Below are 25,471 nucleotides of genomic sequence, written 5' to 3' on the forward strand. Positions count from 1 at the left end.
TTTTAGGGCCCGCGCCAGCGATGTCAATTGCGGCCTAGGACCGGGTCAGCCCCTGCCTCGACGGCTCTCATCGCCTCCCGCATGGCGTCGACGAAGGCCGGCTGATCGTAGAGATCGTTGTGGCCGGCCCCGGATATGGTCGCGTCAAAGACCAGCCGTTTGGCCGCCGTGCGCAATGGCGCGGATCGTTCGGCCGGCACCACGGTGTCGGTCTCGGCGGTGATGATGGCGGTTGGAATATCGATATCGCGAAGATAGGTGGCCGTGTCGATGCGGTTGCGCAGCAGCAGCCTGACCGGCGCCCACGGGTAGTGATGGCTCGCGAGCGCCGTCAGGCTGTCGAAGGGGGTCACCAGGATGAGGCCGCGCAGCGGGCGCTCGGCGGCGAGATGGGCGGCGACCCCGGCGCCGATCGAGAAGCCGACCGCGACGACGCCCGTCGGCTCCTTCAGTCCGTCGAACACCGCGACGGCGTCGCTCAGCAGTTTCTTCGCGCTCGGGCGTCCGCCGCTCGGCGGATAGCCGCGATAATAGACGGCCATCACCTCGTTGGCCGGATACAGCCAGTGCAGCGTCTGCGCGACCGCCGCGGCGTTCCAGGCATTGCCGCCGAAGCCGAGGACAAGCGGACGCGGACCGTCGGGCTTGCGCGCCGCGATCCGCACGACGGCGACGTCGATGCCGTCCGCCATTCGCGTCGTCGTCATCTCGCCGCCGTCCGGCAGCACGTCGGGCGCGCCGCCGGCGAGGCTTGTCGGGAACAGGAGGGACGTCTGCGCAAAATAGGTGACCGCGACGAGCGCGGCGTAGCCGACGGCGAGCCAGGCGGCGATTTTCACGAACAACATATGCCATTTTCTCCCGGATCCCGACGCCGGCGCAATGGCGCGCGATCCACGGATAGTCGGCTCAGGTGTTGCATTCGCGACTCACTTGCGCGCCTTCCTGGGGAAATCGTTGAGGAAAGGTTTATGCGGGGTTTACGGCGAGTCCGCCGGTATTGTAGCTTGCACTCATTGAGTACGACATTTCGTGCGGCGGACCAGTCTAGTCACCCAGATTTAGTGGGAAAGTCGGATCGCAAGTAGGCGATTCCGGTGAGGACTCGGAGTCTGTCCGCAACCCAAGCATGGAGCGGCGGATGTCTTGGACTGATGAACGTGTCGAGCTCCTGAAGAAGCTCTGGACCGATGGACTGAGTGCCAGTCAGATCGCGGCCGAGCTCGGTGGAGTGACACGCAATGCGGTGATCGGCAAGGTGCACCGGCTGGGACTGTCCGGCCGCACCAAGACCTCGCGGCCTTCGGCGCCGCGGGTGCGCAAGGTGCGTCGCCCGTCGATGCCGCCGCGCCCCACCACACGGGTCATCGGCAACACTGCCTTGAAGCTGAACGTGGTCGAAGAGCAGCAGCTCGACGCCGAAGTGGTGCCGATGCGCGTGCTCGCGCCGGTCGAGGAATTGTTCATTCCGCCCGAGGAACGGGCCACGATCCTGCAGCTGAACGAGCACACCTGCAAATGGCCGATCGGCGATCCGGGCCAGGAGGACTTCTACTTCTGCGGCCGGCGTTCGGGCAGCGGCGTGCCCTATTGCGAGCATCACTGCCGCGTCGCCTATCAGCCGGCCAACGACAGGCGCCGGACGAAGTCGGCGGGCTAGGGGCTTTCACGTCTACACCGTCCTGGCCGGCCAGGTGTCGCTGAGGCGATAGCCGTTCGGCCAGGGGTCTCCCGGGTCCAGCATGTGCTGATGCGTCCCGGTGATCCACGCCCGTCCCGAAATCTCAGGAACGATCGCCGGATGTTCGCCTACCGTGGTGTCGGCGACGATCCTGCCGATGAAGCGGGAGTCGATGATCGATTCCGCGATCAAGGTGTCGCCCGCCGCCATGAGGCCGCGCGCGCGCAGCAGCGCCATGCGCGCCGAAACCGCGGTGCCGGTCGGCGAGCGGTCGATCTTGCCGGGCTGGATCGCGACGGCGTGCCGCGAGACGGTGGCGCCTCCCTCGGTGCGCAGCGATCCCGCGATCAGGCAGAACGAGAGATGCGCCCAGTCCGGGTTTTCCGGATGACGGAAGCCGAGCTGCTGGTTGGCGGCATCGGTGATGGCGATGCCGGCGGCGGCCAGGTCGCGCGCTTCCGATGCCTCGATCGTGAATCCGAGCGCGTCGGCGTCGACGACGACGAAGCTGTCGCCGCCATAGGCCGTGTCGACGTTCAGCGTTCCCAGCCCCTCGACCTCTAGCGGCGTCGACAGCCGCTCGGCGAACGCGGGCACGTTGCGGACGACGATCCGCTCCGCCTTGCCGTTCCTGCAGTCGGCGGTGATCTCGATGAGCCCGCCGGGCGCCTCCAGCGTCATCGTCGTGGTCGGCTCGCGCATGGCGACGATGCCGGTTTCGAGCAGCACGGTCGCCACGCAGATGGCATTGGAACCGGACATGGGCGGCGTGTCCTCGGGCTCCATGATGATGAAGCCCATCGCCGCGCGCGCGTCCTTTGCCGGCACCAGCAGGTTCACATGACGGAACACCCCGCCGCGCGGCTCGTTGAGCAGGAAGCGGCGCAGCCCCTGGTCGCGGGCGATCCACCGCGACTGTTGCCACAGGGTATCGCCCGGCGGCGGCGCCACGCCGCCGACGATGACGTCGCCGACCTCGCCCTCGGCATGGCAGCTGACGACGTGAACGACCTTGCTCGCGCGCATGGCCCCGCTCCCTTTCCGGCGTTACCCGGACAGGGAACCGCGATCGGGGCGGGCGCACAAGTCAGTTGGCGGTGGCGAACTGCTCGTTGAAGGCGTAGCCGGCGCCGCGCACGGTGCGGATCGGGTCGGCCTTGCGGCCCCGGTTGATCGCCTTGCGCAGCCGGCCGACATGGACGTCCACGGTGCGCTCGTCGACATAGACGTCGCGGCCCCACACGCCGTCCAGCAGCTGCTCGCGGGTGAACACCCGTCCCGGGCTCTGCATCAGGAACTCGAGCAGCCTGAACTCGGTCGGCCCCAGATGGATCTCGCGGCCCGCCCGGCGCACCCGGTGGGTATCGCGGTTGAGCTCGATGTCGCCTGCATGCAGCACGGTGGCGATCAGCTCCGGCTTGGCGCGGCGCAGGAGCGCCTTCACCCGCGCCATCAGCTCGGGGATCGAGAACGGCTTGACCACGTAGTCGTCGGCGCCGGTGGCCAGGCCGCGGATGCGCTCGGTCTCCTCGCCGCGCGCCGTCAGCATGATTACCGGCAGCGCCGTCGTCTCCGGGCGCGAGCGGATGCGCCGGCACAGTTCGATGCCGGAGATCCCGGGCAGCATCCAGTCGAGCAGCACCAGGTCGGGCGCGCCCTCGCGGATGCGCGTCTCCGCCTCGTCGCCCCGGGCAACCGCCTCCACCTCGTATCCTTCGGATTCGAGGTTGTAGCGGATCAGTAGCGTCAACGGTTCTTCGTCTTCGACGATCAGAACTTTGGCGTTCATCGTCCGGCCCTTCGGTTCCTCAGTCGTCGCTCTGCGGATAGTCCGCCGGCGTGTAGCTCGACGTGTCCCCCTTCGGGCGCTGCTCGCGCAGCGGCTCGCCCTTCACCAGGTAGAACACCATCTCGGCGATATTGGTCGCGTGGTCGCCGATCCGCTCGATGTTCTTGGCCGCGAACAAAAGGTGCGTCGAATAGGTGATCGAGCGCGGGTCCTCCATCATATAGGTGAGGAGCTCCCGGAAGATCGAAGTGTACATCGCGTCGATCTCGGAATCGCGGTGCCACACCGCCATCGCCTTGTCGACGTCGCGCTGGGCGAAGCTGTCGAGCACATCCTTGAGCTGTTCCGAGGCGATCCGGCTCATGTGATCGATGCCGAGGATCGCCCGCTGCGCGATGATCTCCGACTGGATCGCTACCGCCCGCTTGGCGATGTTCTTGGCCATGTCGCCGATGCGCTCGAGCTCGGACGATATCTTGATCGCGGCGATGATCTCGCGCAGGTCGACGGCCATCGGCTGGCGCTTGGCGATCATCAGGATCGCGGCCTCCTCGACCTCGTGCTCGAGTTCGTCGATCTGTTCGTCCGCCTCGATGGTCCGCAGCGCCAATTCCTGGTCGCTGGTGTGCAGCGCGACGATCGAGTCGGTCAGCAGCTTCTCGGCGAGGCCGCCCATCTGCGTCAGTTTGACGGCGAGGTTCTTCAGCTCTTCGTCGTAGGAGGAAACGATATGTTCCGTCATCTCATTCTCCTCGGCCTGTCGTCCGTGGCCATCCGTGGGATCAGCCGAAGCGGCCGGTGATGTAGTCGTGGGTGCGCTGGTCTCTCGGGTTCGTGAAGATGTGCTCGGTCGGGCCGACCTCCACGAGGATGCCGAGGTGAAAGAAGGCGGTGCGCTGCGACACGCGGGCGGCCTGCTGCATCGAGTGCGTCACGATGACGATGCAGTAGTTCTCCTTCAGCTCGTCGATCAGCTCCTCGACCTTGGCCGTGGCGATCGGGTCGAGCGCAGAGCACGGTTCGTCCATCAGGATCACTTCGGGGCTGACGGCGATGGCGCGGGCGATGCACAGGCGCTGCTGCTGGCCGCCGGACAGACCGGTGCCCGGCTCGTTGAGCCGGTCCCTGACCTCCTCCCAGAGTCCGGCCTTGCGCAGGCTGGTCTCCACGATCGCGTCCATTTCCGTCTTGCCGCGGGCAAGGCCGTGGATGCGCGGGCCGTAGGCGATGTTCTCGTAGATCGACTTGGGGAACGGGTTGGGCTTCTGGAAGACCATGCCGACGCGCGCGCGCAGCTCCACTACGTCAAGCGAGGGGTCGTAGATGTCGCGGCCGTCAAGCGTGATCTCGCCGGTGACACGGCAGCTCTCGATGGTGTCGTTCATCCGGTTGAGGCAGCGCAGGAAGGTCGACTTGCCGCAGCCGGACGGGCCGATCAGCGCGGTCACAGAGCGCTCGGCGATGTCGATGGAGACGTCGAACAGGGCCTGTTTCGCGCCGTAGAACACGCAGGTGTTGTTCGCCGATACGCGGATCGGGTTCATGTTCGGGTCGTCTACGACGATCGTCCCGGCAGGCGTCGGCGTCTCTGCGGTCGCAGCGTCGGTCATGCTCGTGCTCCTTGCCCTACCACGTCCGCTCGAGGCGCTGACGCAGGAAGATGGCTGTTATGTTCATGAGGATGAGGAAGCCCAGCAGCACCAGGATCGCTGCCGACGTGCGGTCGACGAAGCCGCGTTCCGGACTGTCGGCCCAGATGAAGATCTGCGTCGGCAGGGCGGTGGAGGCGTCCATGAGCCCGCCCGGAGGCGAGGTGATGAAGGCGTTCATGCCGATCAGCAGTAGCGGCGCCGTTTCGCCGAGTGCCTGCGCGAGCCCGATGATCGTGCCGGTCAGGATGCCGGGCAGGGCGAGTGGCAGGACGTGATGGGCGATCACCTGGTGGCGCGAGGCGCCCATGCCGAGCGCGCCCTCGCGGATCGACGGCGGCACCGCCTTGAGCGAGGCGCGCGTGACGATGATGATCGTCGGCAGCGTCATCAGCGACAGCACCATGCCGCCGACCAGCGGCGCCGAGCGGGGCAGTCCGAAGAAGTTGAGGAACACCGCCAGGCCAAGCAGGCCGAACACGATGGAGGGCACGGCCGCGAGGTTGTTGATGTTCACCTCGATCAGGTCCGTCCATTTGTTCTTCGGCGCGAATTCCTCCAGATAGACCGCCGCGGCGATGCCGACCGGGAAGGAGATCAGGAAGCAGACCATCAGGGCATAGAACGATCCGACGATCGCGCCGGCGAGGCCGGCGAGTTCCGGGAAGCGGCTGTCGGAATTGAAGAACAGCCCCCAGTTGAACGGCATTGTAATCCGGCCTTCCGCCGCCAGGGCGTCGAACCAGCCGATCTGCATGTCGTTGATCTTGCGCTGGTTCTCCGGCAGCGAGCGCGACAGCACGCCCTTCTCGAGCTGATCGAACGGATCGGAGACGGGCACCGTCATCTCGATCGTCTTGCCGATGATCGAGGGATCGGCGACGACCCGGTCGCGGATGAAGAACTGCGTGTTGTTGGTCAGCAGCTGGCCGAGCGCGCGCTGCTCGCCCGGATTGGTGACATCCGGGAACAGGTTGGTCAGCGTGTCCTTGACGATCGCGCGATAGTTGCCCTTCGCCGGATCGTCCTCCTTCACGTATTGCGGATCGATATAGACCGGCACGGTCACCATCGTCTGCACGAAGGCGCGGTAGCCGGTCGCCGCCAGCGAGGTGATGAGGATGCTCAGCAGGCCGATGGCGATCACGATCGCGCCGATGCCCAGCCGGCGCAGCCGGCGGTCGGCCCGGTGGCGCCGCTTGCGCCGCGCCGTGGCGGCTTCGCTGGACCAGTCGAATTTCGCGGGCAGGGTCATGTCGGCGGTGCTCATTCGTACTGCTCCCGGTATTTCTGGACGATCCGAAGGGCGATGATGTTGAGGCAGAGCGTGACGACGAACAGGACGAGGCCGAGCGCGAACGCGGCGAGTGTCTTCGGACTGTCGAATTCGGTATCGCCGACGAGCAGGGTGACGATCTGAACGGTGACAGTGGTCACCGAGTCGATCGGATTGAGGGTCAGCGAGGCGATCAGGCCGGCGGCCATCACCACGATCATGGTTTCGCCGATGGCGCGGCTCATGGCGAGCAGGACGCCGCCCATGATCCCGGGGATGGCGGCCGGAAGCATCACCTTGGTCATCGTTTCCGCGCGGGTCGCGCCGAGCGCCAGCGAGCCGTCGCTCATCGTCCGCGGCACCGCCTTCAGCGCGTCGTCGGCCAGCGACGAGATGAACGGAATGATCATGATGCCCATGACCCCACCGGCGGCCAGCGCACTGTTGGGCGAGACCGCGATCCCCAGCATCGACCCGGTGTCGCGGATGGCCGGTGCCACGATCAGCACGGCGAAGAAGCCGTAGACGACGGTCGGGATGCCGGCCAGGATCTCCATGATCGGCTTCACCGTGGTGCGCACCCGGTCGCTGGCGTACTCGACCAGGTAGATCGCGGTGAAGATGCCGATCGGGGTTGCCACCAGCATGGCGATGGTGGCGATCAGCAGCGTGCCGGCGAACACCGGGATCGCCCCGAAGGCGCCCTTGCCGGCGACCTGGTCGGCGCGCAGGGCGATCTGAGGTTCCCAGCGCAGCCCGAACAGGAATTCGTTGACGGGGACATGCTTGAAGAACGCCCATGCCTCGAACACGAGCGAGGCGATGATGCCGACGGTCGTGGCGATCGCGACCAGCGAGCAGAAGATCATCAGGGCGGAAACGACGAACTCGAAATTGTTGCGGGCGCGGAACCGGGGCGCCAGCTTCGCGCGGGCGATCGTCATCGCCGCGATCATGGCGGCAAGCGCCGACACCAGCATCGCCCAGCGCGCGATCGCTTCCCAGCGATTGTAGAGGGCCGCGGCATCCCGCACCACGTCGCTCGGCTCGCCGAAGAGGCGGCCGGCGGCGACGTTCTTGATCTCGGAGAGGACGAGCGTCGCCTTCGAGCCCGTGTCGGTGTCGACATAGCCGGCCGGCAGGCTCGATAGCAGCATCGCGTCGATCAGCGGTCCCTGCAGCAGCAGCCAGAGCAGGACCAGGATGAACGCGGGAACGCCGATCCAGACGGCGACAAAGGCGCCGTGATAGCCGGGCAGGGAATGGACATCGCGCCCTTCGGCGGTGACGAACCGGTTTCCCGCCGCCCGGCCGACATAGTAGCCGACGATCGACAGCAGGAGGATCAGGAGGAATGCATAACCAGCCACGACGCTCTCTCCGTCAGACCCGGTCTTCTGCCGGGATTTTCGGGCAGGTAGTGTCCCGCGCCGCCATTGGACGGCGCGGGACGGATGGTTCGGCTATCAGCTGCCGAAGCGGTCCATCGGCGTGCCGTTCTCGGCCTTCGAGCGGACATCCTCGCGCTTCTCCTCGGAGAGCGGGATCAGGCCGCGCTCGGTGAGGTAGCCGCCGTCGCCCATGGCGGCCTCGGAGACGTACTCGGTGATGAACTCGTCGAGGCCGTCGATGACGCCGCGATGCGCGTTCTTGATGTAGAAGAACAGCGGACGCGAGACGGGGTAGGAGCCGTCGGCGATGGTTTCGATCGCCGGCGCGACGCCATTGATCTTCTCGCCCTTCAGCGTGTCCTGGTTCTCGTACAGGAACGAGAAGCCGAAGATGCCGAAGGCGTTGGCGTCGGCGTTCAGGCGCTGGACGATGAGGTTGTCGTTCTCACCGGCCTCGACGAAGGGACCGTCCTGACGCATGCGCGCGCAGACTTCCTTCTTCTTGTCCTTCTCCAGCGCCTCGATGGCCGGGAAGGCCTCGCAGCCCTCTTCCATCACGAGCTCGACCCACGCGTCGCGCGTGCCCGAGGTGGGCGGCGGGCCGAATACCGTGATCCCGATGTCCGGCAGCGACGCGTCGATCTCGGACCACTTCTTGTAGGGGTTGGCGACGATCTTGCCGTCGACCTCGACCTCGGCAGCCAGCGCCTGGAACAGCTGCGCGCGGGTGACGTCGATGGAGGCGCCGTCGCGCGAATTGGCGAACGCGATGCCGTCATAGCCGAGCAGGACCTCGGTGACGCTGTCGACGCCGGCGTCCTTGCAGGCCTTGTACTCGGATTCCTTCATGGCACGCGAGGCACCGGTGATGTCCGGATTGTCCGGGCCGACGCCGGAGCAGAAGATCTTCATGCCGCCGCCGGTGCCGGTGGATTCGACGACCGGAGCCGGCTTGCCGGTCATGTTCGCGAACTGCTCGGCGACCGCCTGGGTGAAGGGGAACACCGTCGACGAGCCGACGATGCGGATCTGATCGCGCGCCGAAGCGGGCGTGGCGGCGATGGCCGCCATCGCCGCTGCAGCGGCGAGACTGGCGAAAGAGGTGGTTTTCACGATGACACTCCCTGTCAGGATCGGAATTGTGTCGCGGGTGAGCCCGCGGATGGAGCGGTCCGCAGCCGTTTGGCGACCGCATCCCGCGTGCACTCTAGGAGTCCGTTGCGATCCTTCTACGACAGCCGGATGACGTCTCAATGACGCAATAAGTAACTGGGAAATATCAGGTATTCGAAATGCCGGGCTGTGGGCTTCCGGCTTTTGCGACGGTTTCCGCACTGTCCAGCGTGACGGTGAAGACGGCGCCCTCACCGGGCTTGCTGTCGATGTTGAGCTGCGCCCGGTGGCGATTGAGGATGTGCTTGACGATCGCCAGTCCCAGCCCGGTGCCGCCCTTCTCGCGACTGGACGCGGTATCGACCCGGTAGAACCGTTCCGTCAGGCGCGGCAGGTGTTCCGGCGCGATTCCCGCACCCCAGTCGCGCACGCTCACGGCGATCCGCCGCGCCCGCCCCGGCTGGCCGGGACCGAGCGTGGCCGTGACCGCGACCCGCCCGCCCGTTTGCCCGTACTTGATGGCGTTGTGGACCAGGTTCTGGAAAACCTGGGCCAGTTCGTCGCGGTCGCCGACCGCCATCAGCGGCCGGTCCTTGATGTCCAGCGTCACCGCCACGCCGCTATCGATGGCGAGCGGCTGCATGGCGTCGGCGACGTGCTCGAGAATCGGCGCGACGTCGATGACCGTTTCCGGTCGAACATGCGCCTTCAGTTCGATCCGGCTGAGCGACATCAGGTCGTCGATCAGCCGCGACATGCGCCGGGCCTGTTCGGCCATGATGTCCAGAAACCGGTCACGCGCCTGCGCGTCGTTGCGGGCGGGGCCCTGCAGGGTTTCGATAAAGCCGATCAGCGAGGCCAGCGGCGTGCGCAGTTCGTGGCTGGCATTGGCGACGAAGTCGACGCGCATGCGTTCGACGCGCTGCGCTTCCGTCAGATCGCGCAGGAGAACGAGGAAAACGGGGGCCTTGTCCGGCCGCCGCTCGCCGAGTTCGCCGAGCGGGCTGACGCGCGCCTCGAACCAGCGGTCCGCGGGGACGCGCTCGAAGACGGTGACCTTCGCCGGGCTGCCGGTCTTCTGCGCCCGCTGGATCGCCTCGCCGATTTCCGGCGCCCGCAACAGGAAGCTGATGGGGCGGCCGACCTCGATCCCGCCGAGCAGCGCGTCGGCGGCCTTGTTCTTGAAGCGGACCAGGCCCTTGGCGTCGATCAGGAAACAAGGGTCGGGCAGGCCGTCCGTGACCGCCGCGTAGACCGACAGCGGATCGCCGCCGACGCCCGCGACGCGCCGCAGCGGCGACGCCGCCGGCGGAGCGCTGGCCAGCGGGCTGGCCAGGATCGCCACCCAGATTGCCGCCAGGCCGAGACCGGCCGTCGCCGGAGCAACGTCCGCCACGATCCAGAATCCCGCGACGACGAGGGCCGCGACGACAAGAGCGACGCGCGCGGCATCGGCCCGCCGGGCGAGGGCGAGCAGCATCGTCTTCGGAACTGATATATCGCGTACGGACAAACTTTCGTCACCCGATCGGATGTGCGGCGCAATCACCGCCGTCGCCTCACTGAAGCCGGCTGTCATCCCCATATCGCTTGCGCGGCCGAACGCCAACCGTTGGCTTCTTTGCGATTACCCGGTTTGGTCGACTCCTGCGGCGGCGGTGATAGTCTGCGTCGCAGCCGCAGTGGTATCGAGACAGAGCGGCATCGATCGAAACGGGAGTGGGACGGCGAATGGGCAAGAAGGACGCGAACGGGCAATCGCGGCGCAAATCCGCCGAGCGGCGATTCGATCTCGACGATCCCGATCTGCCGGAGTGGATCGACGACGGCGCGCTCGCCTCGGGCGGGTTCCCGTACGAAGAGCGGATGGATCGGGGCGACTACAAGGACCAGCTTCGGCTCCTGCAGATCGAGCTCCTGAAGCTGCAGGCCCATATCCGCGATACCGACACGCGTCTCGTGGTGCTCTTCGAGGGCCGCGACGCCGCGGGCAAGGGCGGCACCATCTCCCGCTTCACCCAGCACCTCAATCCCCGCCACGCCCATGTGGTCGCGCTGGCCAAGCCGACCGCGACGGAAGCCGGGGAATGGTATTTCCAGCGCTATATCCGCCGCCTGCCGACCCAGGGCGATATCGCCCTGTTCGACCGCTCCTGGTACAACCGCGCCGGCGTCGAGCGCGTCATGGACTTCTGCACGCCGGAGCAGACCGAGCACTTCCTGCGCGAGGTGCCGAAGCTCGAGCGCATGCTGGTCGACGACGGTGTGACCCTCATCAAGATCTGGCTGAACATCGGCCGCGAGATGCAGATGAAGCGGTTCCACAAGCGCCGCCACGATCCGCTCAAGCAGTGGAAGCTGTCGCCCATCGACCTGCAGGCGATCGAGAAGTTCGATTCCTATACCCTGGCCCGGGACGAGCTGCTGTCGCGCACCCATACCGAACACGCGCCCTGGACGGTGATCCGCGCCAACGACAAGATGCGCACCCGTCTGAACGCCTTGCGCGTGGTGCTGTCGCGGTGTCCCTACAAGGACAAGCACGTCAAGACCGTCGGTCCGCCCGATCCGAAGATCGTGCTGCCGGCGCCGGCGTTCCTGGCCGATCGCGGCGACTGAGACGCCCCGGTGCGCCGATCGACTGCCGCGTGTCATGAACCGCAATGGTCTGGCGGCCCTGACGGGCAAGACCTGACGCAATCGGGAAGGCCTCACATGTCCAAGGAGATCGAACGGAAGTTCCTGGTCGCAAACGACGGCTGGCGCGCGCAGGCGCGTTCGGGCAAGCGTCTGCGCCAGGCCTATCTCGCGGCCACCGGCGCCGCCGCGATCCGCGTGCGCATCGCCGACGACGCCGTCGCGTTCCTGACGATCAAGTCGGCGACGCCCGGCATGAGTCGCGACGAGTTCGAATACGAGATTCCGGTCGCCGACGCCGAGGCGATGCTGGCCATGCGCGTCGGCGAGATCATCGAGAAGGTCCGCTACGCGATCCCGTGCGACGATGGCGATCTGACCGTCGACGTGTTCTCGGGCGCGAACGCCGGGCTGGTGATGGCCGAGATCGAGCTGGCGTCGGAGGATGTCGTTCCCGCCTTGCCCGACTGGATCGGGGACGAGATCACCCGGGACCGGCGCTTCTACAACGCGAACCTGGCGGAATGCCCCTTCGGGTCCTGGGCGACGGACGCAAGGTGAGGAAGGCGACCGGGGTGGTCGTCTGAGCGGTGTGGCCCGGACGGCACGCCCTGAACGGTGCCGCCCAGAACGGGCCGCCCAGAACGGGCCGCCATATCGCGGACCGGTTATCGACTGTGGCTGCGAGAAAAGCGGCTGCGAGAAAAGCGAAGGAGAGCCGAGATGAACAAGACCGCACCACGCAACCGCCTGATGCCCTGGTATGTCGGCATCGTCATCGTCCTGGCGGCCGTTTTCTACATCGGCTACCGGATGGTGGCGGTGGAGTGCCCGGCGCCGATGGGGATCGAGCTCGGCGTACTGATCCTTATTCCGGTCGTCTATCTCGTGCTGATGTATCTGACCCTCGTCAGTCAGAACGGCGGGCGCGGCTGACCGCCGCCGGCATCCCCGCCGGGCGGCGCGCCACCGCCCGGTTCGCGGGATGCCTGTTCCGTGCCGGCCCGTCTCGGGCGGCGGCCTCGGTCGCCGCTCGTCTCAGTCGTCGCCGGCCTTGGATCTGTCTGTCGGAATCCCGTGTCCGGGCCGAACCACCGCTGGCGCGTCGCTGGCCGGGAAGGTCTCCTCGAGCGCCTCGTCCAGCACGTCGTTGAGGTGCTTCTTCTCCTCCTGCAGCTTTGCCTTGCGGTCGTCCTTCGGTTTCGACTTGTCGGGCGCTTTGGTCATGGAACGATCCTTTGTTCTGGAGTCGAACAGGTGCGCCTGATACGGCTGCGCCCAGCGTCAGGCAGTGATGCTCTTCATCATCCACACTTCCTTTTCATGGTAGGTCAGGCGATCGGCGAGCAGGCCCGCGCTTGCCTCGTCTCCGGCTGATTGTACCGTTGGAAGCGCGCCGCGGATCGTGCGGGCGACGGTCTCGTTGTCCGCGATCAGTTGCGCCAGCATCTCGTTCTCGGACGGGGGCGACTCCGTTTCCTTGACATCGGCCAGGTCCGTGAAAGCCGCGAAGGTGCCCGGCGCCTTGTGTCCGAGCGCACGGATTCGTTCGGCGATCTCGTCAGTCACGGTCCAGAGGTTCTGGTACTGCTCCTCGAACTTTGCGTGGAGCCCCAGAAAACGCGGGCCTTCGACGTTCCAGTGAAAGTTGTGGGTTTTCAGATAGAGGACGAACGTATCCGCCAGCACCTTTTTCAAAGCCGTGGCGCATTCTGCCTTCGACTGTTCCGACAATTCGACATTGTTCGTCATAGTGACCGCCTCCGATCGAAAACCGAGAGAAATTACCTCAGTCTCATGTAGGTATTCGCCGCCGGAAATGACCTGCGTCCGGAGGACGCATCGAATCGTGCCGTCTGCCTCAGATCGGCAGCATCGGGTCGCCCTTCACCTCCTCCATCACCGCGTAGGTGTGGGTCTCGCGCACGCCCGGCATCGACAATAGCACGTCGGACAGAAAGCGGCGGTAGGCGGCCATGTCGGCGACGCGCGCCTTCACGAGATAGTCGAAGCCGCCGGCGACCATGTGGCACTCGATCACTTCCGGCGCCCGCCGTACCGCGGCGGCGAAGTCGTCAAACACATCGGGCGTGGTGCGGTCGAGCTTCACCTCGACGAAGACCAGCAGGCCGAGCGCGATCTTGGCCGGATCGAGACGGGCCGAGTAGCCGAGGATGAAGCCGTCGCGGGTGAGCCGCTTCACCCGTTCAGCCGTCGCCGTCGGCGACAGGCCGATGCGCTCGGCGAGCTCCAGGTTGGTGATGCGCCCCTCGGATTGCAGGGCGGCGAGGATGCGCCGGTCGATCCGGTCCAGGTCGGGGATGTCCCGGTCCGGTGTCCGCTTTCGTGCCGAAGTCGCCAATAGGTGCCTCGAATTCCGTGATATTCTCTATCTGATACCTGATACCATGTGAATAATCCAATATGGGAGGCTGAATTGCCAGTGGACACTTCGCCGGAGGCCGGTCTGGCCCCGTTTTCCGCGCCCTATGCCGCCGCCGACGGCCCGCTGATCGCCCGCCTGCTCGCCGATACCCGACTGGCGCCCGACGCCGAGGACCGCGTCGACGACACCGCGCGCGCGCTGATCGAGGGCATCCGCGCCAGGACCGGCGGCATCGGCGGCGTCGAGGATTTCCTGCGCGAATACGGCCTGTCGACCCGCGAGGGCCTGGCGCTGATGGTTCTCGCCGAAGCGCTCCTGCGCGTGCCGGACGCGGAGACGGCCGACCGGCTGATCGAGGACAAGCTCGGCGCCGCCGACTGGTCGGCGCATGAGGGCCAGGGCGACACCTGGCTCGTATCCGCCTCCACCTGGGCGCTCGGGCTGTCCAGCCGGATCGTCCATCCCGGCGAGACGCCGGAGGGCATCATCGCCGGACTGGTCAAGCGGCTCGGCCTGCCGGCCGTCCGCACGGCCACGCGCCGGGCGATGCGCGTTCTCGGCCACCAGTTCGTCCTCGGCGAAACGATCCACGACGCCCTCGGCCGCGCCCGGTCGGCGGGAAGTCGCGGCGTGCGCCATTCCTTCGACATGCTGGGGGAGGGCGCGCGCACGGCCGCCGATGCCGAGCGCTATTTCGACTCCTACGCCAACGCCATCGAGGCTATCGGCAAGACTGCCGGCAACCAGCCGCTGCCGGCCCGTCCCGGCATCTCGGTAAAGCTGTCGGCGCTGCATCCGCGCTATGAAGCGGTCAAGCGTGACCGGGTGATGATGGAGCTCGTGCCGCTGCTGGTCGACCTCGCCCGCAAAGCCAGGGACTTCGACCTGAACCTGACCGTCGACGCCGAGGAGGCGGACCGGCTCGAACTCTCCCTGGAGGTCTTTGCTGCCGCGCTGGCCGACCCTTCGCTGTCGGGCTGGGACGGGTTCGGCCTCGCGGTGCAGGCGTACCAGAAGCGCGCGCCGCGCGTGATCGACTGGGTACGCGAGCTTGCGGAAGCCCACGACCGCCGGCTGATGGTGCGCCTCGTCAAGGGCGCCTACTGGGACACCGAGGTGAAGCGGGCGCAGGAACGCGGCCTTGCCGGCTTCCCGGTCTTCACCCGCAAGCCGGCGACCGACCTCTGCTACATGGCCTGCGCCCAGCGGCTGCTCGACGCGCGCCCGCGCCTCTATCCACAGATCGCCACGCACAACGCGCTCACCGTCGCGACCATACTCGAAATGGCCGGCGGTGCCGCCAACGGGATGGACGGCTTCGAGTTCCAGCGCCTGCACGGCATGGGCGAGGCGCTCTACGAGACCCTGGCCCAGCGCGTGCCCCAGGCCGCCTGCCGGATCTACGCCCCCGTCGGCGGGCACAAGGACCTGCTTGCCTATCTCGTCCGCCGGCTCCTGGAAAACGGCGCCAATTCGTCGTTCGTCTCGGTGGTCGGCGATCGCTCCGTGCCGGTCGAGCGGCTGCTGGTGCGCCCGGCCGCCTATCTCGGTCCCGATCAGCCGAGCCGGCATCCGGCGATCCCGCTGCCGGTCGATCTCTATCGGCCCGCCCGCGCCAACTCGCGGGGCCTGGAATTCGGACACCGCGAGGCGTTGCAAGACCTGACAGAGGGCGTCGGCGCGATCGCGTTTCCCGCGCCCGAGGCCCGGCCGCTCGTCGACAGCAAGGCGGTGGACGGGATCGCCCGTGACATGAAAAGCCCGGTCGATGGCAAGGCCGTCGTCGGCATCGTGCACGAGGCATCGCCGGAAACCGCGGACCGGGCCATCGAGGCCGCCGCGAAGGGGTTCGGGAGCTGGTCGCGCACGCCGGTCGAGGACCGCGCCCGCATCCTCGACCGGATCGCCGACCTCTACGAGGCCCGGCAGGACACGTTGCTGGCGGTGATCGCGGCGGAGGGCGGTCGCACCCTGGTCGACGGGCTTGCCGAGGTGCGCGAGGCGGTCGATTTCTGCCGCTACTACGCCGCCCAGGCGCGGACCCTGTTCGTCGACAAAACCATGCCCGGGCCGACCGGCGAGGAGAACCGCTACCGCCATCGCGGCCGTGGCGTCTTCGTCTGCATCAGCCCGTGGAACTTCCCGCTGGCGATCTTCACAGGCCAGATCGTCGCCGCCCTCGTCTCCGGAAACGCGGTCGTCGCCAAGCCGGCCGAGCAGACGCCGCTGGTTGCCGCCCTGGCTGTCGGCCTGATGCACGAGGCCGGCGTTCCCGGCGCCGCGCTGCAGCTCGTTCCCGGCGACGGCGCGGTCGGTGCCCGGCTCGTCGCGCATCCCCGGGTCGCCGGCGTCGCCTTCACCGGCTCCACCGAGACGGCCTGGAGGATCAACCGGACGCTCGCCGCCAAGGACGGGCCGATCGTGCCGCTGATCGCGGAGACCGGCGGCATCAACGCCATGATCGTCGACGCCACGGCACTGCCCGAGCAGGTAGCCGACGACGTGGTGATGTCCGCCTTCCGCTCCGCCGGCCAGCGGTGCTCGGCGTTGCGGCTGCTGCTGTTGCAGGAAGATATCGCCGACCGGATGATCGAGATGATCGTCGGCGCGGCGAAGGAACTGCGGCTCGGCGACCCCGGCGATCCGGCGGTCGATATCGGCCCAGTGATCGATGTCGAGGCCCGCGACAGGCTTCGCGCCCATGTCGCCCGCATGGAGCGGGAACAGCGGGTCCGCTTCGCCGGAACCGTCCCCGGCGGCGATCTTGCCCGGGATCTAGGCGCCGGCACCTGGTTCGCCCCGCACGTGATCGAGTTGAAGTCGCCGCGCGATCTGACCGAGGAGATCTTCGGGCCGGTGCTGCACGTCGCCCGCTGGAAGGCGAAGGACCTCGGCAGGACCCTCGACGATGTCGCCGCCTCCGGCTACGGCCTGACGTTCGGCGTGCACAGCCGCATCGACGCCTTTCATCGCCGCGTCGTCGACCGGCTGCCGGTCGGCAACGTCTATGTGAACCGAAACATGATCGGCGCCGTCGTCGGCACCCAGCCGTTCGGCGGCTCGGGCCTGTCGGGCACCGGGCCGAAGGCCGGCGGGCCGGACTACCTCGCCCGCTTCTCCCAGGAGCAGGTCGTCTCGATCAACACCGCCGCGGCCGGCGGCAACGCTTCGCTCATCGCCATCAGCGACGACAGGCTCTAGGGTGGGACTGAAAGGGTCGCCACCGTTGATGCGGCGTCAGCGGGAGGCCTCAGGCCTTCTTGAGGAACTCCGTTCTCAGGACCAGCCCCTTCACCTGCTTCGTGTTGCACTCGACTTCGGCTGGTTTGCCGGTGAGGCGAATATTTTTCACGAGCGTGCCGCGTTTCAGTGTCGTCGACGTGCCCTTCACTTTCAGGTCTTTGATCAAAGTGACGGAATCGCCGTCGTTCAATTCAGTGCCATTGCTGTCGCGGACGATTTCATCAGTCATCTTTTTAATCTCGATACCAATCTGGAAGGGGGCCATCGGATGCGATGGGGCGGAAACACTAGCTGATTCCGGTCCCTTCCGTACTGGTGCGTCGAGGCGCGTATTGACATCGCAAACAGCCTGCGCTTTGTTGCCGTCGCAAATCTGACTTTAAAAGTCTGGAATTATTCCAGGGAACCGCGGCGCCTGCGGCGTTGCGGTTCGGCAACGAGATAAAGACCCGGGGAAGACGCGATGATGCGCAACGCACTGACGACCCTTGCAGCCGGCGGTCTGGCGCTGATGACCGCCCTGCCGGCGGCGGCTGCCGAACCGGTGGACGTGCTCGAGAGCTATGCCGATATCGCGCTGGCCGGATACGAGGATTCGCTGGAAACCGCCAGGTCGCTGAACGCAGCCGTCAGGTCGCTGGTCGCCGGGCCGAGCACCGAAACCCTCGCCGCCGCCCGCGCGGCGTGGCTGGCCGCCCGGGTTCCCTATCTGCAGACGGAAACCTTCCGTTTCGGCAACGCCATCGTCGACGACTGGGAGGGGCGGGTGAATGCCTGGCCGCTGGACGAAGGCCTGATCGACTATGTCGACACCTCCTACGGCACCGAGTCCGACACCAACGGCTTCTTCCTCGCCAACATCATCGCCAACCCGACGATCCGGATCGGCGGTCAGGAGATCGATGCCAGTGAGATCACCCCGGAGCTTCTGTCCGGCACGCTGCAGGAGATCGGCGGCGTCGAGGCGAACGTCGCCACCGGCTACCACGCCATCGAGTTCCTGCTCTGGGGCCAGGACCTGAACGGAACCGACGTCGGCGCGGGCAACCGGCCGCATACCGACTTCGATACCGCCAACTGCACGGGCGGCAATTGCGATCGGCGCGGCGAATATCTCGTCGCCGCCGCCGATCTGCTCGTCGACGATCTCGAGGAGATGGTCGCCAACTGGGACGAGGACGGCGAGGCGCGCGGAAACCTGATTGGCGCCGACCCGCAGCTCGGGCTGATCGCCATCATGACCGGTCTCGGCAGTCTGTCCTACGGCGAGCTTGCCGGCGAGCGCATGAAGCTCGGCCTGCTTCTGAACGACCCCGAGGAGGAGCAGGACTGCTTCTCCGATAACACCCACAACTCGCATTATTACGACCAGCTCGGCATCGCCAACGTCTATCTCGGCCGCTACAGGCGGATCGACGGCTCGACCGTCGCGGGCGCGAGCATGTCCGATCTGGTCAAGGCCAGCGACGCCGCGCTGGACGAGGAGATGCGCGCCAGACTCGATGTCACGACCGCGGCGATGGAAACGCTGCGCGCCCGCGCGGAGGCCGGCGAGGCCTACGACCAGATGATCGGCGAGGGCAATGCCGAGGGCAACGCCGTGGTGCAGGCGGCGATCGACGGGCTGGTCGACCAGACCCGCACGATCGAGCGCATCGTCGCCGCGCTCGGCCTGCAGGGCGTTTCGATCGAAGGGTCGGACAGCCTCGACAAGCCGGGCGCGGTGTTCCAGTAAGAACCGGCGTTCCAGTAAGGTAGAAACGCAAGACCCGGGGCCGCGGGGGGCGGCCCGCCACCGGATACGAACCATGTCACCGTCGCGGCGCCTGATCGCCGGTTTCGCTGTCGTGACCCTCGCCGGAGCGGCGGTTGCCGCCTCGACGGGGCGGGACGACCTGAGCCCGGAAGACCTCGCCCGCGTCAGGGCGGTGACCGCGCCGGCGGAGACGTTCGATCAGGCCGAGACGTTCGAGGCGATGCCCGGCGGCGCGGCGACGGTGAAGAAGATCGTCAATCGCGACATTTTCTCCCATCCCTCCGCCAACCTGTCCTTCGAGGGGCGCCAGACGTTCGCGGTCGGCAACGGGCTGTTCCGCAAGGATTGGGTGACGTCGCCGTCCTCGACCCAGGCCTCCGACGGTCTCGGGCCGCTGTTCAACGCCCGCTCCTGCCAGGGCTGCCACCTGAAGGACGGTCGCGGCCATCCGCCCGCCTCGGCCGCAGACGACGCGGTGACGATGCTGGTGCGTCTGTCGGTGCCGCCGTCCAGCGATGCCGAGCGCCAGGCCCTCGCCGACCGGCGGGCGCTGGTGATCGGCGAGCCGGTATACGGCGCGCAGCTCCAGGATTTCGCCGTGCCCGGCCTCGCCAGCGAGGGGCGGGTGACGATTTCCTACGAGGACGTGCGGGTCGCGTTGAACGGCGGCGAGACGATGACGCTGCGCAGGCCGACGCTGGAGATCGCAGATCCCGGCTACGGGCCGATGCACCCGGATACGATGACATCCATGCGCATCGCCCAGCCGATGATCGGTCTCGGCCTGCTCGAGGCGATCGCCGAAGCCGACATCCTCGCCGGGGCCGATCCCGACGACGCCGACGGCGACGGCATTTCCGGCAGGCCCAGCTACGTGCGCGATCCCGAGACGGGCGAGATCGCGCTCGGCCGGTTCGGCTGGAAGGCGATCACGCCGTCGATCCGCGTCCAGAGTGCCAGCGCCTTCAGCGGCGACATGGGCCTGTCGTCGCCGCCGGCGCCCGATCCGCACGGCGACTGCACGCAGGCCCAGGCCGACTGCCGCGCTCAGCCGACCGGCGTCCAGACCGCGCTGGGCGCCGACGAAGTGCCCGGTGATCTGCTCGATCTCGTGGTCTTCTACGCGGCCAATCTCGCCGTGCCCGCGCGGCGCGATATCGACGATCCCGCCGTGCTCGCCGGCAAGGCCGAGTTCTATGCCGCCGGATGCGCCGCCTGCCACACGCCGAAATTCGTCACCCGCCGCGATGCCGAGCACGAAGCCCTTCGCTTCCAGCTTGTCTGGCCCTATAGCGACATGCTGCTGCACGACATGGGCGAGGGGCTCGCCGACAACCGGCCCGAGGGCGATGCCGACGGTCGCGAATGGCGCACGCAGCCGCTTTGGGGTATCGGTCTGACGAAGACGGTGAACGAGGAGGCGACGTTCCTGCATGACGGCCGTGCGCGGACGATACTCGAGGCAGTGCTCTGGCATGGCGGCGAAGCCCAGGCCGCGCGCGACCGGGTCGTCGCGATGACGCCTGAGGAACGGGCGAACCTTATCCGGTTCCTGGAGTCCCTTTGATGCGGCGGATCCTCTGCGCGGTGTTTCTGTGCCTGTGGGCAACGGGCGCGTCCGCCGGCATGCCGGACAATCTCGGCCTGCGTGTCACCGAAACCTTCGTCCGGCCGTCCGTTGCCCAGTTCGCCAATACCGCCGCGGCGCTGTCGGGCGATATCGACCGGTTGTGCCGAGAGCCCGGCGAGCCGCGCCTCGATACGGCGCGGCAGCGGTTCGATACTCTTGTCGATGCTTGGTTCCGCGTCTCCTTTCTGCGATTCGGCCCGATGGTGGAGGACAACCGGTTCGAGAAGATCTTCTTCTGGCCCGATCCCCGCGGTGTCGTGCTGCGTCAGGTCGGCGCGATCCTCGCCGGGAAGGACGCCGACGCGATCGATCCGGCGAAGCTCGCCGCCAAGAGCGTCGCGGTCCAGGGGCTGCCGGCGCTCGAGTTCCTGCTGTTCGGCACTGGTTCGCCGTCCCTGCTCGAAAAGACCGACGAGGGCCGCTTTCGCTGCGCCTATGCCCTCTCCGCCAGCGTCGTGCTGTCGGAGCGAGCCACCGCCATCGTCGCCGACTGGGGCCCGGACGGCGCGTTTGTCCGCGAATTCGCGCATCCGGGGCCGGACAACGATATCTATCGCGACGACAAGGAGGTCGCCGCCGAGGTCGTCAAGGCGCTGGCCGGCGGCACGGCGTTCCTTGCCGAGGCGATCATTGTTCCCTTTCTCGGAAAGGCGCCCGAACAGGCGAATTTCCGGAAGGCCCCGCTGTGGCGCAGCGGGGCGACCATCCGCGCCGTTCGCAGCGGCCTGGCGGGGTTGCGGGATTTCTACGCGGCCACGGGCATCGGCGAAGCCCTGAGTGAATCCGACCGCTGGATCGACGGCGGGCTGCGGCTGGAGATGCGCAAGATACTCGATACGCTCGACAAGCTGGACATGCCGATCGAGGAGGCCGTCAGGCCGGGACCGGGACGGGAGGGCCTGATCTACACGGTGATCGCGCTCAAGAGCCTGCACACGACGATGGACACGCGGGTCGCCCAGGCGCTCGGCGTGAGCGTGGGGTTCAATGCGCTCGACGGCGATTGATCGGCGCACCTTTCTGGCGCTCGCCGCGGCCGCCGGCCTGGCGCCGCGGTCGGGCTTCGCGGCTGGCGCCGAGGAGGCCACCGAGGAGGCCCTGTTTCTCACCGCCCGCAAGAACATCCGCGCCTTCGAGGTCGTCGTCATCGACGAGGCGGGGCGCGAGCGGCTGGTCATCCCGCTCGAGGCGCGCGGCCACAGCTTCGCGATCGACCGGTCGGGCCGTCGCGCGGTCGCCTTCGCGCGCCAGCCGGGCCGCTTCGCGGTGGCCTTCGATGTCGATGGCGCCGCGCCGCCGCAGCCCTTCACCGCCGAGCCGGACCGTCACTTCTTCGGCCACGGGACGTTCGCCGACGCCGACCGGCTGCTGATCGCGACCGAGAACGACTATGGTGGCGAGCGCGGGGTCGCCGGCGTCTATGACGTCGCCGCCGGCATGCGGCGCATCGGCGAGTTCTCCACCGGCGGTCTCGACCCGCACGAGGTGGTGCTGATGCCCGATGGCCGAACGCTGTGCATCGCCAACGGCGGAGTGCTGACCCATCCCGACTACGGTAAGCTGGAGCTCAATCTCGATACGATGGTGCCGTCCATCGCCTATGTCGATATCGCGACCGGCGACCTCCTGGAAACCGCGGAGCTGCCGCGCGAGCTGCACAAGCTCGCCTTCCATCATCTGGCTGTCGATGCGTTCGGCGCTGTCTGGTTCGGCGGACAGTATCACGGCCCGAAGGCCGATCGCCCGCCGGTAGTCGGCCGTCATCGGCGCGGACACGCGATCGAGATGTTCACCGGCCCGCAGGCCGTTCTGCGCGGCCTGTCGAATTATATCGGCTCGGTCGCCGTCGACGCGTCCGGCACGGTCGTGGCGACGTCGAGCCCGGTCGGCGGAACGGTCGCCTACTGGGACGCGGAAACGGGCCGATCGCTTGGCGTGACCGAATTGCGCGATGGGTGCGGGGTTGCGCCGGGGGTGCGCGACGATTTCCGTTTGACCAACGGGCACGGCGAGATCGTCGAGGCCGGACCGGCGGCGGGACCGGCGGCCGGTCCAGACCAGATCCGGCCCCCCAGCGACAACATCGCCTGGGACAATCACCTCAGGCGAGTCGCCCGGACATCGTAGGGTCTAGAACAATCTAAGCCTTCACCACGACCCGCGTTCCGATTGGCGTGCGCTCGTAGAGATGCACGACGTCGGCGTTCATCATCCGGATGCAGCCGCTCGACATCGCCCGCCCGATTGACCACGGCTGGTTGGTACCGTGCAGACGGTACATCGTGTCGCGGCCGCCGTCGTAGAGATATAGGGCGCGCGCGCCGAGCGGGTTGTCCTTGCCGCCGGGCATGCCGCCCGCGTATTTCTTCAGCTCCGGCTGGCGGCGGATCATCTGCGGCGGCGGCGTCCAGGTCGGCCACTCAGCCTTGCGGCCGACGCGCGCCCGCCCGCTCCAGGAAAAGCCCGCCCGGCCGACGCCGACGCCATAGCGGGTCGCCTTGCCGTTTTCTTCGACGACGTAGAGGTAGCGTTCCGAGGTGTCGACGATGATCGTGCCCGGCTTCTCTTTCGTCGCGTAGCTTACCCGCCTCCGGCGATATTGCGGCGCCACGCTGCCGTCGACCGGCGCGTAGGCGCTCAGACTGTCCATCGTTTCGGCTGTGCAGCCCGCGAGCGCGGCCGACAGCCCGCCGACGACGAAACCGCGCCGGCTCAGTAGAAAACTGTTTTCACCATCCGTATCGGTCTGAAACGTCATCCGGTCATCCCTGCTGTCTGGCTCAATATTGGCATCGAATCAGGCAATTTTTATCATCACGATTCGTCGAGGTGCGTAACTTTGTCGCAACACTCAGAAGTCCTTCGCCAGCCGCAGTGCGTCGTAGATGGCGGCATGGATGTTGCGCGAGGCGACCGCGTCGCCGATCCGGTACAGGCGATAGTCGCCCTCGGGGTTGCGCACGATCGTCTGCGGGTGTCCGGCGATCAGGGCGCGATAGTCGACCTCGCCCCGGTTCTCCGATCCCTCCCTTAGCGCAAAATAGAGGTCATCGAGCGGCAGGGTGCCATGCTCGACGACGACCTGGTCTATCGCACGCGTCTCGCGGATCGCCTCGCCGTAGTCGCTTCCGATCGTTGCCAGCAGGCCGTTTCCGGCGCGGCGGACGTTCGTGAGCCTTCGGGCGATGGTGATGCGAACGCCGTGCCGCTGAAAGATCTCGGCATAGGGCACGTGATTCAGGCCGCCGATCTCCGGCGCGAAGAACCGTTCGGGCGTGACGATCTCGACCTTGGCGCCGGACAGGGCAAGCTGTTCGGCCGCCTGCATCGCCGGATGGGCGCCGTTGTCGTCGAAGATCAGGACGTCGCCGCCCGGTTTGGCATCGCCCGACAGGATGTCCCAGCTCGACACGACGAGATCGCCGCCCTCCTCGAGGATGGCCGTGTTGGGCAGGCCGCCGGTCGCGACGACCACGATATCGGGCTCGGCGGCGCGCACCTCGGAGGCATCGGCGAGCGTGTTGAACCGCATCTCGACGCCGGCGGCCTCGCAGCGCTCCACGCGCCAGTCGACGATGCCGATCAGCTCGCTGCGCCGTCGCGTCCGCGCCGCGAGACGCACCTGCCCGCCCGCGTCGGCCGCCGCCTCGAACAGCACCACTGAATGGCCGCGCTCCGCCGAAACCCGCGCCGCCTCCAGGCCAGCAGGTCCGGCGCCGACCACCACGACCCGCCGGCGCGCGCCCTCGGTAGACCGGATCACATGCGGCATCGTCGCTTCCCGGCCGGTCGCCGGGTTGTGGATGCACAGCGCCTCGCCGCCCTCGTAGATCCGGTCGAGGCAGTAGGTCGCGCCGACGCAGGGCCGGATCTCGTGTTCGCGGCCCGCCGCGATCTTCGCGCCGATATGCGGGTCGGCGATGTGCGCCCGCGTCATGCCGACCATGTCGAGCTTGCCCTCCGCGACCGCGTGGCGGGCGGTCGCCACGTCGTTGATCCGGGCGGCATGGAAGACCGGGAACCGGGTCTCGGCGCGCACGTCGCCGGCGAAGTCGAGATGCGGGGCGGCGCGCATGCCCTGAACCGGGATCACCTTCGACAGCGCCGCGTCGGTCTCGATATGGCCGCGGATGATGTTGAGGAAATCGACCTGGCCGGTCGCCACCAGCCGCTTGCAGATCTCGATGCCGTCCTCCCGCGACAGGCCCTTGTCCCAGTCCTCGTCGGCGACGAGGCGCAGGCCCATGATGAAATCGCCCCCGACGGCGGCCCGGATCGCGTCGAGCACGCGGTGGGTGAAGCGCAGCCTGTTGTCCAGCGAGCCTCCGTACTCGTCGTCGCGCGTGTTGGTGGCCGGCGACCAGAACTGATCGAGCAGGTGCCCGTAGCATTCCAGCTCGATGCCATCGAGCCCGGCGGCCTGCATGCGCTGCGCCGCCGCCGCGTAGTCGGCGACGATACGGTCGAGGTCCCAGTCCTCGGCGGTCTTGGGAAAGGCGCGATGCGCCGGTTCGCGGATCGGCGAGGGCGCCAGCACCGGCAGCCAGTCGGCCGTGTTCCAGCCCGTGCGCCGGCCGAGATGGGTGAGCTGGATCATCACCGCGGCGCCGTGCGCATGGCATTCGTCGGCGAGCCGCTTCAGCCACGGCACGATCTCGTCGCGATAGGCATGCAGGTTGCCGAAGGCGGGCGGGGAGTCCGCCGCGACGATCGCCGACCCCGCTGTCATGGTCAGCGCGATGCCGCCCTTCGCCTTCTCCACGTGGTAGAGCCGATAGCGGTCCTTCGGCAGTCCGTCTTCCGAGTAGGCCGGCTCGTGCGCCGTCGACATCAGCCGGTTGCGAAGGGTCAGGTGCCTGAGCCGGTAGGGCTGCAGCAGCGGGTCGGTCGAGGCGGTCGTCTCTCTCATCGGTCCCGAAG

At 67.4% G+C, this 25,471-nt stretch carries 24 protein-coding genes; 9 read left to right on the plus strand and 15 right to left on the minus strand.

The features are described 5' to 3' along the window. Positions 1 to 23: 23 nt before the first annotated feature. Positions 24 to 848 (minus strand): alpha/beta hydrolase, encoded by an 825-nt coding sequence (locus tag ACSF9G_RS13290; RefSeq protein WP_436642369.1) that lies wholly within the window; start codon positions 846 to 848, stop codon positions 24 to 26. A 293-nt stretch (positions 849 to 1,141) separates the two neighbouring features. On the opposite strand from ACSF9G_RS13290, the gene ACSF9G_RS13295 reads away from it, so the two are divergent. Further along, the gene (locus ACSF9G_RS13295; RefSeq protein ID WP_436642371.1) at positions 1,142 to 1,660 is read left to right on the plus strand and encodes a GcrA family cell cycle regulator; all 519 of its coding nucleotides are present in this window, start codon (positions 1,142 to 1,144) and stop codon (positions 1,658 to 1,660) included. Between the two features lie 12 nt (positions 1,661 to 1,672). On the opposite strand, the gene ACSF9G_RS13300 is transcribed toward ACSF9G_RS13295, so the two are convergent. From ACSF9G_RS13300 to ACSF9G_RS13335, 8 genes are all read right to left on the minus strand, one after another. Further along, entirely contained in the window at positions 1,673 to 2,707 is a 1,035-nt protein-coding gene (locus ACSF9G_RS13300) for a trans-3-hydroxy-L-proline dehydratase (protein ID WP_436642373.1), read from the minus strand. A 61-nt stretch (positions 2,708 to 2,768) separates the two neighbouring features. Beyond that, entirely contained in the window at positions 2,769 to 3,470 is a 702-nt protein-coding gene (phoB, locus tag ACSF9G_RS13305; RefSeq protein ID WP_436642375.1) for a phosphate regulon transcriptional regulator PhoB, read from the minus strand. A gap of 19 nt (positions 3,471 to 3,489) precedes the next feature. Then, positions 3,490 to 4,212 (minus strand): phosphate signaling complex protein PhoU, encoded by a 723-nt coding sequence (gene phoU, locus ACSF9G_RS13310; RefSeq protein WP_436642377.1) that lies wholly within the window; start codon positions 4,210 to 4,212, stop codon positions 3,490 to 3,492. A gap of 40 nt (positions 4,213 to 4,252) precedes the next feature. After that, the gene (gene pstB, locus ACSF9G_RS13315; RefSeq protein ID WP_436643252.1) at positions 4,253 to 5,014 is read right to left on the minus strand and encodes a phosphate ABC transporter ATP-binding protein PstB; all 762 of its coding nucleotides are present in this window, start codon (positions 5,012 to 5,014) and stop codon (positions 4,253 to 4,255) included. Positions 5,015 to 5,096: 82 nt separating this feature from the next. Then, a complete protein-coding gene (gene pstA / locus ACSF9G_RS13320) occupies positions 5,097 to 6,389 on the minus strand; it encodes a phosphate ABC transporter permease PstA (RefSeq protein ID WP_436642379.1) in 1,293 nt (430 codons plus the stop codon). Then, entirely contained in the window at positions 6,386 to 7,765 is a 1,380-nt protein-coding gene (gene pstC / locus ACSF9G_RS13325) for a phosphate ABC transporter permease subunit PstC (RefSeq protein WP_436642381.1), read from the minus strand. Before pstC ends, pstA begins: the two co-directional genes overlap by 4 nt. 96 nt (positions 7,766 to 7,861) lie before the next feature. Further along, positions 7,862 to 8,899 (minus strand): substrate-binding domain-containing protein, encoded by a 1,038-nt coding sequence (locus tag ACSF9G_RS13330; protein ID WP_436642383.1) that lies wholly within the window; start codon positions 8,897 to 8,899, stop codon positions 7,862 to 7,864. Positions 8,900 to 9,065: 166 nt separating this feature from the next. Beyond that, on the minus strand, positions 9,066 to 10,379 hold the full coding sequence (locus ACSF9G_RS13335) for an ATP-binding protein (RefSeq protein ID WP_436642385.1): 1,314 nt from the start codon (positions 10,377 to 10,379) through the stop codon (positions 9,066 to 9,068). Positions 10,380 to 10,630: 251 nt separating this feature from the next. Between ACSF9G_RS13335 and ppk2 the strand changes: the two genes are divergently transcribed. The 3 genes from ppk2 to ACSF9G_RS13350 all read left to right on the plus strand — a co-directional run bounded on the left by ppk2 (position 10,631) and on the right by ACSF9G_RS13350 (position 12,472). Further along, complete coding sequence (gene ppk2 / locus ACSF9G_RS13340; protein ID WP_436642387.1) at positions 10,631 to 11,518, plus strand: polyphosphate kinase 2; 888 nt, start codon at positions 10,631 to 10,633, stop codon at positions 11,516 to 11,518. A gap of 96 nt (positions 11,519 to 11,614) precedes the next feature. Beyond that, the gene (locus ACSF9G_RS13345; RefSeq protein WP_436642389.1) at positions 11,615 to 12,097 is read left to right on the plus strand and encodes a CYTH domain-containing protein; all 483 of its coding nucleotides are present in this window, start codon (positions 11,615 to 11,617) and stop codon (positions 12,095 to 12,097) included. 162 nt (positions 12,098 to 12,259) lie between these two features. After that, positions 12,260 to 12,472 (plus strand): hypothetical protein, encoded by a 213-nt coding sequence (locus ACSF9G_RS13350; protein WP_436642391.1) that lies wholly within the window; start codon positions 12,260 to 12,262, stop codon positions 12,470 to 12,472. A 102-nt stretch (positions 12,473 to 12,574) separates the two neighbouring features. Here the strand turns inward: ACSF9G_RS13350 and ACSF9G_RS13355 are convergent, their stop codons facing one another. The 3 genes from ACSF9G_RS13355 to ACSF9G_RS13365 all read right to left on the minus strand — a co-directional run bounded on the left by ACSF9G_RS13355 (position 12,575) and on the right by ACSF9G_RS13365 (position 13,859). Then, complete coding sequence (locus ACSF9G_RS13355) at positions 12,575 to 12,763, minus strand: hypothetical protein (RefSeq protein ID WP_436642393.1); 189 nt, start codon at positions 12,761 to 12,763, stop codon at positions 12,575 to 12,577. A 57-nt stretch (positions 12,764 to 12,820) separates the two neighbouring features. Next, a complete protein-coding gene (locus ACSF9G_RS13360; protein WP_436642395.1) occupies positions 12,821 to 13,288 on the minus strand; it encodes a Dps family protein in 468 nt (155 codons plus the stop codon). A 109-nt stretch (positions 13,289 to 13,397) separates the two neighbouring features. Next, positions 13,398 to 13,859, minus strand: coding sequence for an Lrp/AsnC ligand binding domain-containing protein (locus ACSF9G_RS13365; RefSeq protein WP_436643253.1), 462 nt, complete (start codon positions 13,857 to 13,859; stop codon positions 13,398 to 13,400). A 120-nt stretch (positions 13,860 to 13,979) separates the two neighbouring features. Here ACSF9G_RS13365 and putA point away from each other — a divergent pair, with 120 nt between their 5' ends. Further along, positions 13,980 to 17,123 (plus strand): bifunctional proline dehydrogenase/L-glutamate gamma-semialdehyde dehydrogenase PutA, encoded by a 3,144-nt coding sequence (gene putA, locus ACSF9G_RS13370; protein WP_436642397.1) that lies wholly within the window; start codon positions 13,980 to 13,982, stop codon positions 17,121 to 17,123. 49 nt (positions 17,124 to 17,172) lie between these two features. Here the strand turns inward: putA and ACSF9G_RS13375 are convergent, their stop codons facing one another. Next, positions 17,173 to 17,394 carry an alkylphosphonate utilization protein gene (locus tag ACSF9G_RS13375; protein WP_261614301.1) on the minus strand — a complete coding sequence of 74 codons (222 nt, stop codon included), beginning with the start codon at positions 17,392 to 17,394 and terminating at the stop codon, positions 17,173 to 17,175. A 234-nt stretch (positions 17,395 to 17,628) separates the two neighbouring features. Here ACSF9G_RS13375 and ACSF9G_RS13380 point away from each other — a divergent pair, with 234 nt between their 5' ends. The 4 genes from ACSF9G_RS13380 to ACSF9G_RS13395 all read left to right on the plus strand — a co-directional run bounded on the left by ACSF9G_RS13380 (position 17,629) and on the right by ACSF9G_RS13395 (position 22,678). Beyond that, on the plus strand, positions 17,629 to 18,900 hold the full coding sequence (locus tag ACSF9G_RS13380; protein ID WP_436642400.1) for an imelysin family protein: 1,272 nt from the start codon (positions 17,629 to 17,631) through the stop codon (positions 18,898 to 18,900). Between the two features lie 73 nt (positions 18,901 to 18,973). Next, positions 18,974 to 20,488 carry a di-heme oxidoreductase family protein gene (locus ACSF9G_RS13385; RefSeq protein ID WP_436642402.1) on the plus strand — a complete coding sequence of 505 codons (1,515 nt, stop codon included), beginning with the start codon at positions 18,974 to 18,976 and terminating at the stop codon, positions 20,486 to 20,488. Next, the gene (locus ACSF9G_RS13390; protein WP_436642404.1) at positions 20,488 to 21,558 is read left to right on the plus strand and encodes an imelysin family protein; all 1,071 of its coding nucleotides are present in this window, start codon (positions 20,488 to 20,490) and stop codon (positions 21,556 to 21,558) included. Before ACSF9G_RS13385 ends, ACSF9G_RS13390 begins: the two co-directional genes overlap by 1 nt. Further along, positions 21,539 to 22,678, plus strand: coding sequence for a DUF1513 domain-containing protein (locus tag ACSF9G_RS13395; RefSeq protein WP_436642406.1), 1,140 nt, complete (start codon positions 21,539 to 21,541; stop codon positions 22,676 to 22,678). The genes ACSF9G_RS13390 and ACSF9G_RS13395 overlap by 20 nt, the downstream gene beginning before the upstream one ends. A 13-nt stretch (positions 22,679 to 22,691) precedes the next feature. Here the strand turns inward: ACSF9G_RS13395 and ACSF9G_RS13400 are convergent, their stop codons facing one another. After that, positions 22,692 to 23,309: a L,D-transpeptidase gene (locus tag ACSF9G_RS13400; RefSeq protein ID WP_436642408.1), complete on the minus strand. Its 618-nt coding sequence runs from the start codon at positions 23,307 to 23,309 to the stop codon at positions 22,692 to 22,694. Between the two features lie 93 nt (positions 23,310 to 23,402). Next, positions 23,403 to 25,460: an oxidoreductase gene (locus tag ACSF9G_RS13405; RefSeq protein ID WP_436642410.1), complete on the minus strand. Its 2,058-nt coding sequence runs from the start codon at positions 25,458 to 25,460 to the stop codon at positions 23,403 to 23,405. Positions 25,461 to 25,471: the final 11 nt, after the last annotated feature.

Source organism: Microbaculum mangrovi, assembly GCF_051390635.1.
Classification (GTDB): domain Bacteria; phylum Pseudomonadota; class Alphaproteobacteria; order Rhizobiales; family Tepidamorphaceae; genus Microbaculum.